Annotated in this window: 13 protein-coding genes; 5 read left to right on the top strand and 8 right to left on the bottom strand. The window is 71.8% G+C overall.

What is annotated here, in order from left to right; translation table 11 throughout:
* The first annotated feature begins 7 nt into the window (after positions 1 to 7).
* Positions 8 to 772 (top strand): alpha/beta fold hydrolase, encoded by a 765-nt coding sequence (locus RIU97_RS11035; protein WP_404955706.1) that lies wholly within the window; start codon positions 8 to 10, stop codon positions 770 to 772.
* 54 nt (positions 773 to 826) lie between these two features.
* Here RIU97_RS11035 and RIU97_RS11040 read toward each other — a convergent pair whose 3' ends face one another.
* Both RIU97_RS11040 and RIU97_RS11045 read right to left on the bottom strand, forming a co-directional pair.
* Positions 827 to 1,945: a CobW family GTP-binding protein gene (locus RIU97_RS11040; RefSeq protein WP_404955708.1), complete on the bottom strand. Its 1,119-nt coding sequence runs from the start codon at positions 1,943 to 1,945 to the stop codon at positions 827 to 829.
* 32 nt (positions 1,946 to 1,977) lie between these two features.
* The gene (locus RIU97_RS11045) at positions 1,978 to 3,138 is read right to left on the bottom strand and encodes a citrate synthase (RefSeq protein WP_404955710.1); all 1,161 of its coding nucleotides are present in this window, start codon (positions 3,136 to 3,138) and stop codon (positions 1,978 to 1,980) included.
* An 80-nt stretch (positions 3,139 to 3,218) separates the two neighbouring features.
* Here RIU97_RS11045 and RIU97_RS11050 point away from each other — a divergent pair, with 80 nt between their 5' ends.
* From RIU97_RS11050 to RIU97_RS11060, 3 genes are all read left to right on the top strand, one after another.
* Complete coding sequence (locus tag RIU97_RS11050; RefSeq protein WP_404955712.1) at positions 3,219 to 4,454, top strand: citrate/2-methylcitrate synthase; 1,236 nt, start codon at positions 3,219 to 3,221, stop codon at positions 4,452 to 4,454.
* Positions 4,455 to 4,615: 161 nt separating this feature from the next.
* On the top strand, positions 4,616 to 6,217 hold the full coding sequence (locus RIU97_RS11055; protein ID WP_404955714.1) for an ATP-binding protein: 1,602 nt from the start codon (positions 4,616 to 4,618) through the stop codon (positions 6,215 to 6,217).
* The gene (locus RIU97_RS11060) at positions 6,214 to 6,915 is read left to right on the top strand and encodes a response regulator (RefSeq protein WP_404955716.1); all 702 of its coding nucleotides are present in this window, start codon (positions 6,214 to 6,216) and stop codon (positions 6,913 to 6,915) included. The genes RIU97_RS11055 and RIU97_RS11060 overlap by 4 nt, the downstream gene beginning before the upstream one ends.
* Positions 6,916 to 6,935: 20 nt before the next feature.
* Here the strand turns inward: RIU97_RS11060 and RIU97_RS11065 are convergent, their stop codons facing one another.
* From RIU97_RS11065 to RIU97_RS11075, 3 genes are all read right to left on the bottom strand, one after another.
* Positions 6,936 to 8,528, bottom strand: a complete 1,593-nt coding sequence (locus RIU97_RS11065) for a cation acetate symporter (protein WP_327416824.1) — start codon at positions 8,526 to 8,528, stop codon at positions 6,936 to 6,938.
* Complete coding sequence (locus tag RIU97_RS11070) at positions 8,525 to 9,010, bottom strand: DUF485 domain-containing protein (RefSeq protein ID WP_404955719.1); 486 nt, start codon at positions 9,008 to 9,010, stop codon at positions 8,525 to 8,527. The genes RIU97_RS11065 and RIU97_RS11070 overlap by 4 nt, the downstream gene beginning before the upstream one ends.
* A gap of 175 nt (positions 9,011 to 9,185) precedes the next feature.
* On the bottom strand, positions 9,186 to 11,306 hold the full coding sequence (locus RIU97_RS11075) for a type IIA DNA topoisomerase subunit B (protein WP_404955721.1): 2,121 nt from the start codon (positions 11,304 to 11,306) through the stop codon (positions 9,186 to 9,188).
* Positions 11,307 to 11,754: 448 nt separating this feature from the next.
* On the opposite strand from RIU97_RS11075, the gene RIU97_RS11080 reads away from it, so the two are divergent.
* Positions 11,755 to 11,988, top strand: coding sequence for a hypothetical protein (locus tag RIU97_RS11080; RefSeq protein WP_030016583.1), 234 nt, complete (start codon positions 11,755 to 11,757; stop codon positions 11,986 to 11,988).
* Between the two features lie 138 nt (positions 11,989 to 12,126).
* On the opposite strand, the gene RIU97_RS11085 is transcribed toward RIU97_RS11080, so the two are convergent.
* The 3 genes from RIU97_RS11085 to RIU97_RS11095 form a co-directional block, all read right to left on the bottom strand.
* Positions 12,127 to 13,053 carry a S1 family peptidase gene (locus RIU97_RS11085; protein WP_404955724.1) on the bottom strand — a complete coding sequence of 309 codons (927 nt, stop codon included), beginning with the start codon at positions 13,051 to 13,053 and terminating at the stop codon, positions 12,127 to 12,129.
* Between the two features lie 112 nt (positions 13,054 to 13,165).
* Positions 13,166 to 14,758, bottom strand: a complete 1,593-nt coding sequence (locus RIU97_RS11090; RefSeq protein WP_404955726.1) for an RNA polymerase sigma factor — start codon at positions 14,756 to 14,758, stop codon at positions 13,166 to 13,168.
* A gap of 374 nt (positions 14,759 to 15,132) precedes the next feature.
* On the bottom strand, positions 15,133 to 16,074 hold the full coding sequence (locus tag RIU97_RS11095) for a FadR/GntR family transcriptional regulator (RefSeq protein ID WP_404955728.1): 942 nt from the start codon (positions 16,072 to 16,074) through the stop codon (positions 15,133 to 15,135).
* Positions 16,075 to 16,139: the final 65 nt, after the last annotated feature.

The following is a 16,139-nucleotide window of genomic DNA, read 5'->3' on the forward strand; positions in this document are numbered from 1 at the left end:
CTGCCGCATGACTCTTGATTACGACGCGGCCGGCGACGGCCCCGCGCTGGTGCTGCTGCACTCCGCGGTGTGCGACCGAAGGATGTGGGACCCCCAGTGGCCGGCCCTGGTCGATGCCGGATACCGGGTGGTGCGTTGCGACTTCCGGGGCTTCGGCCGGAGCCCCTTGCCGGCCCGGCGCCACAACGACGCAGAGGACGTACTGGACCTGCTCGACTCTCTCGGCATCGAGCAGGCGGCGCTGATCGCCTCCTCGTACGGCGGACGCGTTGCCGTGGAGATCGCCGCTCGCCGTCCGGACCGGGTCTCCGCCTTGGCGCTGTTGTGTTCCGGGCTGCCCGGACATGAACCCAGCGACGAGTTGCGCGCGTTCGGCGAGCGGGAGGACGCGCTGATCGAGGCGGGTGACATCGCGGGGGCGGTGGAACTGAACGTGGACACCTTCCTGGGGCCGGACGCCGGGGAGGCGGTCCGGGACGAGGTGCGCGAGATGCAGCGGCGTGCCTTCGAGGTGCAGCTGGCCGCCCCCGAGGGGGCCGGGCGGAAGAACGTGGACATCGACCTGTCGGCGGTCAAGGCACCCGGTCTCGCGCTTTCGGGCGGCCTCGACCTGGCGGACTTCCGGGAGATCGCGGCCCGGCTGCCGGGGCTGCTCGCCGACACCCGGCACGTCGAACTGCCTTGGGCCGGCCATCTCCCCAGCCTGGAGCGGCCTGCCGCTGTGACGGACCTGCTGATCGGCTTCCTGCGTGAGACGCTTCCCGCCGGCTGAGCCGGATGGGCCGGTGTTCCGGTGTTCCGGTGTTCCGGTGTTCCGGTCAGTGCATCAGACGGTCTCGGCCCCGGCTCCGAGTCCGGACTCCGGCTCTGCTTCGGCTTCGGCTTCGGCTTCGGGGCGGGCCGCGGGCGGGGGCTCGGCGACGTAGCGCAGCACGCCCCACATGCTCTCGGGGGATGCGTCCTGCGGGGCCTCCTCGCGGCAGGCCTCCAACTCCCGCACCAGCCCCTCGCCGTCGGTGCCGGAGCCGATCAGGACGAGCTGGGTCAAGCGCGCTTCGCCCCGCCCCCAGGGCTGCGGGGCGAAGCGGAGGAACCGGCCGACCGCGTGGACCTCGTACTTCTCCTCGTGGCCGGGGACCCCGAACCACACGAAGCCCTTGATCCGGTAGAGCCCGGCAGGCCGCCGGTCGAGGAAGTCGATGAACCGGCGCGGGGAGAGGGCCTGGTCGGAGGCGAACTCCGTGCTCTCGTAGGCGGCGTGCGCGTGGGTGCAGTGGTCGTGGCCGTCGGCCTCCGCGAGGAGGTCCTCGAAGGAGAGCTGGCCCCGGGTCTCGGTCCAGGGGCGCCGGTCGAAGAGCAGTTCCGGGTCGATCCGCCCGTGGTCGGCGCCCACGACGGGGGTGCCGGAGGCGCAGAGCGCGGCGAGTTCCTTCTCGATCCGGGCGCGTTCGCCGGGGTCGACCCGGTCGGTCTTGTTGAGCACCACCAGGTCCGCGACGGCGAGGTGGCGGTCGGTCTCCGGGTGCAGGGCCCGCGTCGCGTCGAATTCGGCCGCGTCCACGACCTGCACCAGCCCGCCGTAGCGGATGGCGGGGTTCTCGCTGGCCATCAGCATCCGGATCATCTCCTGGGGCTCGGCCAGCCCGCTCGCCTCGATGACGATCACGTCGATGCGGTGGACGGGAGCGGAGAGCTTGTCCAGATACGCGTCCAGCTCGCTGCCGTCGACGGCGCAGCACAGGCAGCCGCCGCCGAGGGAGACCATCGAGTCCCCGACCTGGCCGGCCACCGACATCGCGTCGATCTCGATCGATCCGAAGTCGTTGACGACGACCCCGATCCGGGTGCCCCCGCGACCGGCGAGGAGGTGGTTCAGAACGGTGGTCTTGCCGGATCCGAGGAAACCGGCGAGGACGACGACGGGGATGGGCTGCCTGCTGTTCACCCGGTCGATCGTAGCCAGCCTCCGCCGGTCGATCAGTCGATCAGCGGCACGGGCTGGGGCGGGGTGGGGCCGCTGTACCGGGCGGCAGGGCGGATGATCTTCGAATCGGCGGCCTGTTCGAGGACGTTCGCACTCCAGCCGACCACACGGGCCGCGCAGAAGGTCGGGGTGAACATCTCGCGCGGCAGCCCGCACAGCTCCATGACCACGCCGGCGTAGAACTCCACGTTGGTGTGCAGCTCCCGGCCGGGCTTGAGCTCGGCGAGGATCTCCTCGACCTGGCGCTCGACCTCGACGGCGAAGTCCACGAGGGGCCCGCCGAACTGGAGGGCGATCTCGCGCAGCATGCGTGAGCGGGGGTCCTCGGTGCGGTAGACGGGGTGGCCGAAGCCCATGATCCGGTCGCCCGCCAGGACCCGTTCGCGGATCCACGGCCCGATCCGGTCCACGGTGCCGATGGCGTCGAGGGTGTCCAGGGCGCGGCTGGGGGCGCCGCCGTGCAGCGGCCCGGAGAGCGCGCCGATCGCGCCGGTCAGGCAGGCGGCCACGTCGGCGCCGGTGGAGGCGATCACGCGGGCGGTGAAGGTCGAGGCGTTGAAGCCGTGGTCGACCGTGGATATCAGATAGCGCTCGACCGCGCGGGTCTCGGTCGGGCCGGGCTCCCGGCCGGTGAGCATGTACAGGTAGTTGGCGGCGTACGGGAGGTCGTCGCGCGGCTCGACGGGCTCCAGGCCCTGCCCCAGCCGGTGCAGGGCGGTCAGCAGGGTCGGTACGGCGGCGCACGCGGCCAGCGCGTCGGCGGCCCGGCGGGCGGGGTCGAGGTCGTACACCGGGCGGAAGCCGGCGGAGGCTCCGAGCAGCGAGAGTGCGGTGCGCAGCCCGGCGAGCGGGCCGGAGAGCCGGGTGGCCCGGGCCAGGCCCGGCAGCGCGTCCCGGACCTCCACGGGCAGGTGGCGCAGCGGGGCGGTCTCGGCGGCGAAGGCGGCCCGCTCGGCGGCGTCGGCGGGCAGGGTGCCGCGGAACATCAGGTGCCAGACGTCCTCGAAGCTGCGGCGAGTGGCGAGTTCGACGGCCGAGTACTGGCGGTAGTGGTAGAAGCCCTCACGGCCTCGGACGTCCCCCAGCTGGGTTTCGGTGACCACGACCCCCGCGAGGCCGCGCGGTCCTTCGATGGTGCTGTCGGTGGTGTTCATGGATCGACCATCCATGATGGATTAAATCCGTGTCAATGTTGATTGTATCAACATTCCAATCCATCTGTAGGGTGTCCGTCATGAGCGAGCAGACGGACGGCGGGCGCAGGCTCAGCACACAGGAGGCGGCGGGGGTACTCGGCGTGAAACCGGCGACGGTGTACGCGTACGTCAGCCGGGGCCAGCTCACCAGCCGCCGCGACCCGGCCGGGCGGGGCAGCACCTTCGACGCGGCCGAGGTGGAGGCGCTGGCCCGGCGGAGCCGGCGCGAGGCGGCGGCGCCCGCCGGAGAGCTTTCCGTCCGCACCGCGCTCACCCTCATCGAGCCCGACCGGTACTACTTCCGGGGCGTGGACGCCGTGGCGCTGGCCTCGGAGTACCGCTACGAGGAGGTCGCCGAGTGGCTCTGGACGGGGACCCTCCTGCGGGGGGCACGGTTCACCGCTCCCCCGGAGGCCCTGGCCGCGGCCCGGCGGGCCGTGGCCGCACTGCCGGCTCACGGCGGCCCCATCGACCGGCTGCGGGTGGCGGTGGCCGCCGCCGCGGTGGCGGACCCGCTGCGCTTCGACCTGTCCGAAGAGGCGGTCCTCGGCTCCGCGCGCTGTCTGATTCCCACGCTGGTCGGCGCACTCCCCGCGGCGGGCGCGGCCCAGTGGGCCGGTGACGGCCGGATCGCCCGGCAGCTGTGGTCGCGGCTGACGGCCCGGGAGCCGGACCCGGACGCCCTGGCCGTGCTGGACCTGGCGCTGGCGCTGCTGGTCGACCACGACCTGGCCGCCTCGACCCTGGCCGTACGGGTGGCCGCCTCGGCGCGGGCCCATCCGTACGCGGCGGTGTCCGCCGGGCTCGGCGCGCTCGAAGGGCCCCTGCACGGCGCGGCCGGACGGCTCGCGCACCGGATGCTGGTGGAGGTGCTGGAACAGGGCGGGGCCGCGCCGGTGGTCGCGGAGTACCTTCGGGCCGGGCGCCGTGTCCCGGGGCTCGGACACCGCCTGTACCGGGGGGAGGACCCGCGTGCGCGGGCGCTGTTCGCCCGGCTGGAGGGGCTGGAACAGGCCGCTCCCGCCCTGGGTGCGGCGCGCGAGGTGGCCGCGGTGATGGCCAGGCAGGGCGGACTGCACGCCAATGTGGACCTGGCGCTGGCCGTGCTGACCGTGTCGTGCGGGATGGCCGCGGATGCCGGCGAGACGGTCTTCGCGGTGGCCCGTACGGCGGGCTGGATGGCACACGCCCTGGAGGAGTACCAGGAACGGCCGCTGCGGATGCGGCCGAGCGGGCAATACCACGGCCCCCGCCCGCCCCAGCCCCTGCCGTAACGCCCCGCCCGTCCCTGCGACCTCCACGCCACCTCCTCACCCGCAGTGAGGCGTGCGACACGGCCCGAACATGACAGAAGTGGCGAAGCCGACAAGCTCGGCGCAGACGTTCCGCTCGTGCCGGGGCCGACCTACCGTTGCTGCCCATGCGGTTCCCCCTCATGAGCGCTCGGCGCCTCGGGCTGCCCAGACGGGCCGTCTCCCAGATCCTGCTGACCCAGCTGGCCATCGCCGCCGGGGTCGCCGTCCTGGCGACCGGGCTGTTCCTGGCACCGCTGGGCACGCAGCTCGACGACCAGGCCATGCGGCGCGCCCTCGCGATCGCGCAGAGCGCCGCGGCCGACCCCTCGCTGGCCGCCGACCTCCTGGACTCCGGGGCCTCGCCCGACAGCCCCGTGCAGTCCTCGGCCGAGCGGATCCGCCGGGCCACCGGAGCCGAGTACGTGGTCGTCCTCGACCTGGACGGCATCCGGCGCTCGCACCCGAGCGCCGACCGGATCGGGCTGCCGGTCTCCACCGACCCGAGCGCCGCGCTGGCGGGCCGCGAGGTCATGGAGATCGACGAGGGCACCCTGGGCCGCTCCGCCCGCGGCAAGGTCCCGCTCGTCGCGGCCGACGGCGAGATCGTCGGCGCCGTCTCGGTGGGCATCGCCTACGACAGCGTCCGTGACCGGCTGCTCGGCGCCATACCCGGCCTGCTCGCCTACGCGGGCGGCGCGCTGGCCGCCGGCGCCCTGGCCGCCTACCTGCTCTCCCGCCGGATCCAGCGCCAGACCCGCGACCTGGCCTTCTCCGACATCTCCGGCCTGCTCGCCGAGCGCGAGGCGATGCTGCACTCCATCCGCGAAGGAGTCATCGCCCTCGACCGGCACGGCCGGGTCCGGCTCGTGAACGACGAGGCCGCCCGGCTGCTGGGCCTCGCCCCGGACTCCACCGGCACCCTGGCGGGACGCCCGCTGGAAGACGTACTCGGCGCCGGCCGCACCGCCGACGTGCTGTCGGGCCGCGTCAGCGGCCGGGACCTGCTCACCGTCCAGGGCCCCCGGGTCCTGGTCGCCAACCGCATGCCCACCGAGGACGGCGGCGCCGTCGCCACCCTGCGCGACCGTACCGAACTGGAACGCCTCGGCCGCGAACTCGACTCCACCCGGGGCCTCATCGACGCCCTGCGCGCCCAGGACCACGAGCACGCCAACCGCCTCCACACCCTCCTCGGCCTGCTGGAACTGGGCCTGCACGAGGAGGCGGTGGAGTTCGTCACCGAGGTCGCCGACGTGCACCGCACGACCGCCGAACAGGTCACCGAGAAGGTCCACGACCCGCTGCTGGCCGCCCTTCTCGTGGGCAAGGCGACCGTCGCGGCCGAACGCGGCGTCCCCCTGCGGCTGGCCGCGGCGACCCTCCTCCCCGACCGCCTGGTGGACCCGGGCGGCCTCGTCACGATCGTGGGCAACCTGGTGGACAACGCCTTGGACGCCGCCGCCGGTTCGACGGCGCCCCTGGTCGAGGTGGAGCTGCGCGCGGAGGGCCGTACCGCCGTGCTGCGGGTGCGCGACAGCGGCCCCGGGGTGCCCGCCGCGCGCCGCGAGGAGATCTTCACCGAGGGCTGGTCGACCAAGCAGCCCAGTGCCCACCGCGAGCGCGGGCTGGGCCTCGCCCTCGTACGCCGCCTCGCGGAGCGGCAGGGCGGCAGCGCCCGGGCCGGTGAAGCAGCGGACGGAGGGGCGGAATTCTCCGTCGTACTCCCGGAGGCCCTGAGATGAACGAGACCCCGATCCACGTATTGGTCGTCGACGACGACATGCGTGGTGCCCGGATCAACGCGGCGTACGTGGCGAAGGTTCCCGGTTTCCGGGTCACGGCGCAGGCCCATTCGGCGGCCGAGGCCCTGGAGTTGCTCACCTCGCAGGCCGTGGACCTGGTCCTCCTGGACCACTACCTCCCCGACGAGAACGGCCTGGACCTGGTCCGGCGCCTGCGCCAGCTCGGCCACCACACCGATGTGATCATGGTCACGGCCGCCCGCGATCTCGCCACCGTGCAGGCCGCGATGCGCCTCGGGGCCCTCCAGTACCTGGTCAAACCCTTCACCTTCGCCGGACTGCGCACTCGGCTGGAGGCGTACGGGGCCCTGCGCCGCACCCTGGAGACGGGCGGGGAGGCCGAACAGGCCGAGGTGGACCGGATCTTCGGCGCCCTCGCCACCGCAGGGCCCGCGAACGAACTCCCCAAGGGCCACTCCCCCACCACCGCGGAACTGGTCCGCCGGGTCCTGCGCTCCGCGGAGGGCCCCTTGTCCACCCAGCAGATAGCCGACCGCGCGGGCATCAGCCGCCAGACCGCCCAGCGCTACGTGAAGCTGCTCGAACGCACCGCCCGCGTGACCCTGGCCCTGCGCTACGGCGAGACCGGCCGCCCGGAGCACCGCTACACCTGGCTCCCGTCGGAGGGGCCCGCCTGACGGGGCCGCCCTGACGGCGGTCAGACCGCTCCGGCGCCGGTCAGGGAGCGGACCTCCGTCTGAGCGTGCTTCGCCTCGTCCGGCTCCTCGCCCGAGGTGACCGTGCCCAGCCAGCCCGCCAGGAACCCGAGCGGGATCGAGACGATGCCCGGGTTCTGCAGCGGGAAGTACTGGAAGTCCACGCCCGGGAAGAGGGATTCCGCGCTGCCCGACACCACCGGCGAGACCAGCACCAGCAGCACCGCCGGAACCAGGCCCCCGTACACCGACCAGACGGCTCCCCGCGTGGTGAAGCCGCGCCAGAAGAGCGAGTACAGCAGCACCGGAAGGTTCGCCGAGGCCGCCACGGCGAAGGCCAGTCCCACCAGGAACGCCACATTGAGGTCCTGGGCGAGCAGCCCGAGGGCGATCGCCACCGCCCCGATGCCGACGGCCGCGACCCGGGCCACCGCGACCTCGCTGCGCTGCTTGGCCCGGCGCCGCTTGAGGGATGCGTACAGGTCGTGCGCGACGGAGGCCGACGAGGCCAGGGTGATGCCGGCCACCACGGCCAGGATGGTGGCGAAGGCGATGGCGGCCACGAAAGCGAACAGCACCGCGCCTCCGGTGGATCCGGCGCCCCCGCCGAGGAAGGCCGCGAGCAGCGGAACGGCCGTGTTCCCGGAGGCGTTGGAGGCCCGTACCTCGTCCGGGCCCACCAGCGCCGCCGCCCCGAAGCCGAGCACGATGGTCATCAGGTAGAAGCCGCCGATCAGCGCGATCGCCCACACCACCGACCGGCGCGCCGCACGCGCCGTGGGCACCGTGTAGAAGCGCGACAGGATGTGCGGCAGGCCGGCGGTCCCGAGGACCAGCGCGAGGCCGAGGCTCATGAAGTCGACGCGGGAGGTCCAGTCGCCACCGTACTTGAGGCCGGGGCCGAGGAACTTGGACCCGTGCCCGCTGCGGTCGGCGGCGCTGGTGAGCAGCTGATCGAAGTTGCCGTGGAAGCGCAGCAGCACGAGCACGGTCAGGGTGACCGCCCCGCCCATCAGCAGGACGGCCTTGACGATCTGGATCCAGGTGGTGGCCCGCATCCCGCCGAAGGACACGTAGACCACCATCAGCGCGCCCACCCCGATCACGGTCAGGGTCCGGGCCGCTGCGCTCGAACTGCCGAGCAGCAGGCCGACCAGGCTGCCCGCGCCGACCATCTGCGCGACGAGGTAGAGCACGGAGACGACGACCGAGGAGGTGCCGGCCGCGATCCGCACCGGACGCTCGCTCATCCGTGCGGCGACCACGTCGGCGAGGGTGAAGCGCCCGCAGTTGCGGACCAGTTCGGCGACCAGGAACAGGACCACCAGCCAGGCGACGAGGAACCCCACGGAGTAGAGCATGCCGTCGTAGCCGAAGAGGGCGATCAGACCGGAGATGCCGAGGAAGGAGGCGGCGGACATGTAGTCGCCGGCGATGGCGAAACCGTTCTCCATCGGGGAGAACAACCGCCCGCCCGCATAGAACTCCTCGGCCGACCCGTGCCGGTTCCGGCTGACCCAGGTGGTGATGCCCAGGGTCACCGCGATGAAGACGCTGAACAGGATCAGCGCGAGGGTCTGGTGTTCGGTGGTCACCGGCCGGCCCCCCTCGCCCGGGTCCGCTCCTGGTCTCGTTCCTGCTCGTAGACGGTCCAGCGCAGATCGAGCGCGGCCCGGTCCCGGCGCAGCCGCGCGTGCCGGGCGTAGGCCCAGGTCAGCAGGAAGGTGGTGAGGAACTGCCCGAGCCCCGCCAGCATGGCCACGTTGACCGCGCCGACCACGGGCCGGACCATCACGCCGGGTGCGGCGGTGGCGGCGACCACGTAGGCGACGTACCAGAGGAAGAAGCCGGCGGTCGCGGGGACGACGAACCTGCGGTAGCGGCTGCGGACCTCCTGGAAGGCGGCGCTGCGCTGCACTTCTAGGTAGATGTCGGATGCGCCGTGCGCGGGGCTGCCGCCCGGGGCCGGGCGCGGTGGGGACGTATCCTCGCCCTCGCCCCAGCCGACGGCCAGCGCGTCGTACCAGGGGTCGTCCAGCCGGATCGTTCCGGCATCACGACCTTCGTGCTTGTCCACCGAACTCTCCTTGTCCGCCGCCGCATTGGCCGCGTGCCCACAAGGATGTGCTCAATAGTCGCTTTCCGGACTGGTGTACCGGCGCTCTTCACTCCAACAGGTGATGGAGGGAAGAGCGCCGGTGTGCCGTGAGGCCCGTCGGCGCCGTCCGTGCCGGCCGCCGGCCCCGACCGGGTCAGGCGTCGATGCGCGAGCGGTCCAGGGTCGCCGCGGAGCTCGTGATGAACTCCTTGCGCGGCGCCACCTCATTGCCCATGAGCAGGTCGAAGACCTGCTCGGCCGAGTCGAGGTCGCCGATGTTGATCCGGCGCAGGGTGCGGAAGCGGGGGTCCATGGTGGTCTCCGCCAGCTGGTCCGCGTCCATCTCGCCGAGGCCCTTGTAACGCTGGATCGAGTCCTTGTACCGGATGTTCTTGCGCTGGTACTCCAACAGGGTCTGGCGCAGCTCGTTGTCCGAATACGTGTAGACGTACTTGTCCTGGCCCTTCTTCGGCTGGACCAGCTCGATCCGGTGCAGCGGCGGCACGGCCGCGAAGACCCGGCCGGCCTCGACCATCGGCCGCATGTACCGCTGGAAGAGCGTGAGCAGCAGGCAGCGGATGTGAGCGCCGTCCACGTCGGCGTCGACGAGCAGCACGATCTTGCCGTAGCGGGCGGCGTCGATGTCGAAGGTCCGGCCCGACCCCGCTCCTATGACCTGGATGATCGCCCCGCACTCGGCGTTCTTGAGCATGTCCGAGATCGAGGACTTCTGGACGTTGAGGATCTTGCCGCGGATGGGCAGGAGCGCCTGGAACTCCGAATTCCGGGCGAGCTTCGCCGTACCGAGGGCCGAGTCGCCCTCGACGATGAAGAGCTCGCTGCGGTCCACGTCGTCGCTGCGGCAGTCGGCCAGCTTGGCGGGCAGCGAGGAGGTCTCCAGCGCGGTCTTGCGACGCTGCGCCTCCTTGTGCTGACGGGCCGCGATCCGGGTCCGGGCGGCCGCGACGATCTTCTCCATCACGGCGCGGGCCTGCTGCTTGTCGTCGCGCTTGGTGGAGGTCAGGAAGGCCTTGAGCTCCTTGGCGACCACGGCGGCGACGATCCGGGTGGCCGCCGAGGTGCCGAGCACCTCCTTGGTCTGACCCTCGAACTGCGGCTCCGCGAGGCGGACGGTGACGACGGCCGTCATGCCCTCCATCGCGTCGTCCTTGACCACGTCGTCCTCGGCCACGCGCAGCAGCTTGGCCGAGCGCAGCACCTCGTTCACGGTCTTGGCGACCGAGCGCTCGAAGCCGGAGACGTGGGTGCCGCCCTTGGGGGTGGCGATGATGTTCACGAAGGACTTGACGTTGGTCTCGTAGCCCGTGCCCCAGCGCAGGGCGATGTCCACGCCGAGCTCACGCGTGACCTCGGTGGGCGTCATGTGGCCGCGGTCGTCGAGAACCGGGACGGTCTCCTTGAAGGTGCCCGTGCCGTGCAGGCGCAGCACGTCGCAGACGGCCTTGTCCTGGGCGAGGTACTCGCAGAACTCGCTGATGCCGCCGTCGAAGCGGAACATCTCCTCGGTCTTGCCCGCGCCGTCGATGCCGCGCTCGTCCCGGACGACCAGGGTCAGGCCCGGGACGAGGAAGGCGGTCTGGCGGGCGCGCTGGTAGAGCGTCTCCAGATTGAGCCGGGCGTCCTTGAGGAAGATCTGGCGGTCGGCCCAGTAACGGACCCGGGTGCCGGTCTTGCCCTTGGCGATCCGCTTGACCTTGCGCAGGCCGTTGGCGGGGTCGAAGGGGCTGTCGGGGCCCTGCTCGATGAACATCCCGGGGACGCCGCGGCGGAAGCTGATGGCGTGGGTGGAGCTGCCCCGGTCGACCTCGACGTCCAGCCGGGCGGAGAGGGCGTTGACCACGGAGGCGCCGACGCCGTGCAGGCCGCCGGAGGCCGCGTACGAGCCCCCGCCGAACTTGCCGCCGGCGTGCAGCTTGGTCATGACGACCTCGACGCCGGACAGGCCGGTCTTGGGCTCGACGTCCACGGGGATGCCGCGGCCGTTGTCCCGGACCTCGACGGAGGCGTCCTCGTGGAGGATCACCTCGATGTGGTCGCAGTAGCCGCCCAGGGCCTCGTCGACGGAATTGTCGATGATCTCCCAGAGGCAGTGCATCAGGCCCCGGCTGTCGGTCGAGCCGATATACATGCCGGGGCGCTTGCGGACGGCCTCCAGCCCTTCGAGGACGAGCAGGTGCCGCGCGGTGTAGTTGGAACCGTCCCGGTCTGCTCCGGACAGCAGCGCGCTGGAAGGCACGGACGTGTCGGCGGTCACGCAGTTCGCTCCTCGCTGAATTTCTTTTCTGGCCCGGTCGGGCGCAGAGGTGGCTCGGCTGCCGGTCGAAGGGTACCGAGGCCAGGTAGAGCCGATGCAACGCCACCCTCGTGCGTTCCTCACCCTAGTCCAGATCCGCACGGATGTTCGATCCCCCGCGCGGGTGAAGGAAACATCACGTTCCCTTCCGCGCATGAACCATTTAGGGTTCGGGCACGTCCTCATGAACAACCTGGCACTCACGCCGGGGGAGGATGGAACTGCAACAAGCGCACGACTGACAACGCGAAACCGTAAAGCAACGCAATACGGCTCCTTCGCCGCCAACCGGCAACAGCCGGCCAGCTTCGGAAGGAAGTTTCGAGGAAAAGCCGCGAGCGGGAACGTTTTCGGCCTGGTTGGATGTTGACCCTGGTACGACAGCTCGTCGAGCTAGAGAAGAGGCGACGTGACTACTGTTCTGACACCCGCGACCCCGCTGACGGCCGCTGACCGATGCGACCGTTGCGGCGCCCAGGCATATCTGCGCGTCGTCCTGCTGAGCGGCGGTGAACTGCTCTTCTGCGCCCACCACGGTCGCAAGTTCGAGCCGGAACTCAAGAAGATCGCCGCGGAAATACAGGATGAGACCGAGCGGCTTACGTCCGCTCCGGCTGCCAATGCCGAACCCGAGGACCGCTGACACAGGCCTGCACCTCGCATCCGACGAGCCAGGACCGGCGATGCCGGTCGACGGGCGGCACCCCTGAGACCCAGGGGTGCCGCCCGTCCTCACATCCACGGCCGCCCGCACTCGGGGGCGGGCGGCCGTACGGGGTCCCTAGCGCGTGCGATGCCCCTGTGCGGGCCCTGCACCCGGCAGGGAGCGCCTGCGGGCCTCCCACGCGCCGTCCTGGACCCCGGCGGGCTGCGCGCCCGTCTCCGGGGCCGTCACGAAGTCGGCCAACGGGGCGATGCGCGTGTATACCCCCGGGCTGTCGGCGCGCCCGCAGCCACGGCCCCACGAGACGAGCCCGATGAGCCGCCCCTGGGCCACCAGCGGTCCGCCGCTGTCGCCCTGGCAGGCATCCCTGCCGCCCCCGCCGTCCCCCGCGCACACCATGTACTCAGCGCGGTACTGCCCCTCCGCGTCCCCCGGGTAGGCACGCCCGCACACCTCGTCCTCCAGCACCGTCACCCGCGCGGCGCGGAGCGCGTACGCGTAGTCACCGAAGCCGCTCGTGTCGCCCCAGCCGTAGACGGCCGCCTCGGTCCCCGCCCCGTAGGCGGGATGCCCCGTCTCCGCCATGGGGAGGACGTGGTGGGCCGGCACGGCCTCGGCCAGTTCCAGGACGGCGAGGTCCCCCGCGTTGCTCTGCGGGTCGTAGGCCGGGTTCACCCGGGCCCCGCGCACCGGGATCTCCCGGCCGTCGCTCGCCTGGAGCTCCGTACGCCCGATGATCACCCGGAAGTCGGGCACGGATTCGACCGGGCCGCCCAGCACCTGGCTGCCCAGGCAGTGCGCCGCGGTCAGCACCCGGGTCGGGGCGACGACGACTCCCCCGCAGAACTGCCCGCCCCGCGTACCCCCGAACCGGTCACGGCTGGCCAGGGCCACGACCCAGGGGCTGTCGGCCACCTTGACCGGCTTGCCGCCGATCACCACGCTGTCCGCGGCCGCCTGCGGCATCTGGGCGAGCGGCGCCGCGGCCGCTCCCGCCGCCAGGGTCAGCGCGCCCGCCAGAGCACGGGCAAAGGGACGACGCATGAGGCCTCCTGACTCCGAGTGTGCATGACTCCACCCAGAGTGGGATGCCCGGTGGCCGAGCGCACCCGCGCGGCCACCGTCGCTGCCGCCCGCCGGCCGTGGCCGTGCCCGGTCAGTCCAGGTAGTCGCGGAGCACCTGGGAGCGGGACGGGTGCCGCAGCTTCGACATCGTCTTCGACTCGATCTGGCGGATCCGCTCACGCGTGACCCCGTAGACCTTGCCGATCTCGTCGAGGGTCTTGGGCTGGCCGTCCGTGAGGCCGAAGCGCATCGAGACCACGCCGGCCTCGCGCTCGCTCAGGGTGTCGAGCACCGAGTGCAGCTGCTCCTGCAGGAGCGTGAAGCTCACGGCGTCGGCCGGGACCACGGCTTCGGAGTCCTCGATGAGGTCACCGAACTCGCTGTCGCCGTCCTCGCCGAGCGGCGTGTGCAGGGAGATCGGCTCGCGGCCGTACTTCTGGACCTCGATGACCTTCTCCGGGGTCATGTCGAGTTCCTTGGCCAGCTCCTCCGGGGTGGGCTCGCGGCCCAGGTCCTGGAGCATCTGGCGCTGCACGCGGGCGAGCTTGTTGATGACCTCGACCATGTGCACCGGGATGCGGATGGTGCGGGCCTGGTCGGCCATGGCGCGCGTGATCGCCTGCCGGATCCACCACGTGGCGTAGGTCGAGAACTTGTAGCCCTTGGTGTAGTCGAACTTCTCGACCGCGCGGATGAGACCCAGGTTGCCCTCCTGGATCAGGTCCAGGAAGAGCATGCCGCGGCCGGTGTAGCGCTTGGCGAGGGAGACCACGAGGCGGAGGTTGGCCTCCAGCAGGTGGTTCTTGGCGCGGCGGCCGTCCTCGGCGATGATCTCCAGCTCGCGCTTGAGCTTGGGCGCCAGCTTGTCGGAGTTCGCCAGCTTGTCCTCGGCGAACAGCCCGGCCTCGATGCGCTTGGCGAGCTCCACCTCCTGCTCGGCGTTGAGGAGGGGGACCTTGCCGATCTGCTTGAGGTAGTCCTTGACCGGGTCGGCGGTGGCGCCGGCGACCACGACCTGCTGGGCGGGGGCGTCGTCCTCGTCGTCGGAGATGACGAAGCCCTTGTTCTCGCCGCCCTCCTCCTCTTCGTCGGCCTCGGCCTTGGCGGCGTCGGGGCCCTCGTCGGAGGTCTCGTCCTCGCCTGCCTCGTCGGCGTCCTTCTTGGCGGCGGTCTTCTTCGCCGCCGTCTTCTTGGCGGCGGTCTTCTTGGCGGGCGCGGCCTTCTTGGCGGCGGTCTTCTTGGCCGCCGTCTTCTTGGCGGCCGGCTCGGTACCGGGCTCCTCCGCGAGGGCGTCCGCGGTCTCCGGGTCCGCCGTTTCGGCTGCCGGGGCCGCGGCGGGCGCGGTGGCTGCGGGCTGCGCTGCCGTCGTCCTGGCCGCCGTCTTCCTGACGGGCTCGGTGGCCGTCCGCTTGGCCGGGCTCTTCGCTGCGACGCTCTTGCGGGTGGTGCGCTTGGGCGACTCCGCGGCACTGACCATCAGCGTCACACCCTCTTCCTCGAGGATCTGGTTGAGGCTGCGCAGAACATTCTTCCACTGGGTCGCAGGAATCTGGTCAGCCTCGAAGGCCCGACGCACGTCATCGCCGGCGATCTGCCCCTCGGCCTTGCCCCGCTCGATGAGCGCCATCACAGACTCGGAATCGGCGATCTCCGGCGGGAGCGTACGGGATGTGCTGGCCGACACGAACAACCTCTCGGAACGATGGGAACGGCTTCCGACGCCGGGCCTGGTGGTGCTGGACCGGAGCCGACGACCACCGACCGGGGTTGGGCCGGCGGCGCGGGCAGGGGCCGGGGAGCTGCACAGCACCCCCAAGGGCTGCTGTCTTCCCTCCGTCGGCCATCACCTCTTAGGTCATCGCGTGACCTCGCAGAGTGTTACGCCCAATCTTCGTGGCCCGAGTCACACCCCGTGCGCACGGACGCCGGTCCGGCGGTCGCACCGGCGGTCCGGCAGTGGCCGGACGCCCGTGACGGAGGGCCTCACGCCGGTGTCGCCGGACCCGACCGGGCCCGGCGACACGTCCTGTAACCCCCACGCCCCCGCGCGTCCGCCCCTCAGTGCTCGCGCGGGGCGGGGACCACGCGCTCTACCTCCGGATGAACCGTCAGGAGCTGACGCATGGCGTTCTCGGCGCCGGTCGCGTCACCCGCGGCGAGGGCCTCGACCATCCGTGCGTGGTGGGCCACGCAGGTCTCGCTCGGCCGGTCGCAGGCGGTGATCGGGCTGCCGGAGACCTGGAGGGCGGCGGAGACGATGCTGGAGAGGTGCTCCAGCATGCGGTTGCCTGCGACCTGGATGAGGAGCGCGTGGAACTCGTTGTCCGCGCGCGCGAAGGTGATCGAGTCACCCTGCCCGAGGGCGTGGCCCATGATCTCGACCATGTCGGCGAGGCGCTGCTGGATGTCCGGCCGGCCGTGGCCGGCGGCGAGGCGGGCGGCGAGCGGTTCGATGGTCCAGCGGAGCTCGCCCAGCTCGCGGCGCTGGTCGTCGCGCTGTGGCCCGAAGGCGCGCCACTCGATGATGTCGGGGTCGAGCAGGTTCCAGTCGGCGACCGGGCGGACCCGGGTGCCGACGTTGGGGCGGGCGCTGACGAGGCCCTTGGCCTCCAGGACCCGCAGCGATTCGCGGACGACCGTACGGGAGACCTCGAAGCGCTGGCCGATCTCCTCGGGGACCAGGGGACGGTCCGCTCCGAGGTCACCGGAGACGATCATCTGGCCGAGCTGCTGGACGAGTTGGCCGTGCAGTCCGCGGCCGCGGCTGCCTGCCGCGCGGCGGCCGACCCGGCTCAACTCGACGTCGGCGCCGTCCCAGTGGGGCGCTCCGACGCGGTCGGACCCGGGGGTCTCCGGGTAGGGGTAGCGGTCGAGTCCGCCCGGGCCGGCGAGGCCGGAGTCGGCGTGGCGGGCGGCGGTCATCATGGTGTGCGCAAGGGTACTCACGAATCCTTTGTCGGCCGTGCCTCCATGAGCCTTGAGGTCTTTGGTGAAAAGCACACGAAAGGGTGATCGGTGCCACCTACGCAATTGACGACTTATCGTAAAGAACCGGGCCTTTTGCG

It is taken from the genome of Streptomyces sp. 147326 (assembly GCF_045000215.1).
Classification (GTDB): domain Bacteria; phylum Actinomycetota; class Actinomycetes; order Streptomycetales; family Streptomycetaceae; genus Streptomyces.

What these genes read in the sequence shown, in the direction of transcription:
- RIU97_RS11055 (WP_404955714.1), top strand. Translation starts at nt 4,616, where the DNA reads ATGAGCGCTCGGCGCCTCGGGCTGCCCAGACGGGCCGTCTCCCAGATC.
- RIU97_RS11060 (WP_404955716.1), top strand. Translation starts at nt 6,214, where the DNA reads ATGAACGAGACCCCGATCCACGTATTGGTCGTCGACGACGACATGCGT.
- RIU97_RS11050 (WP_404955712.1), top strand. Translation starts at nt 3,219, where the DNA reads ATGAGCGAGCAGACGGACGGCGGGCGCAGGCTCAGCACACAGGAGGCG.
- RIU97_RS11035 (WP_404955706.1), top strand. Translation starts at nt 8, where the DNA reads ATGACTCTTGATTACGACGCGGCCGGCGACGGCCCCGCGCTGGTGCTG.
- RIU97_RS11085 (WP_404955724.1), bottom strand. Translation starts at nt 13,053, where the DNA reads ATGCGTCGTCCCTTTGCCCGTGCTCTGGCGGGCGCGCTGACCCTGGCG.
- RIU97_RS11045 (WP_404955710.1), bottom strand. Translation starts at nt 3,138, where the DNA reads ATGAACACCACCGACAGCACCATCGAAGGACCGCGCGGCCTCGCGGGG.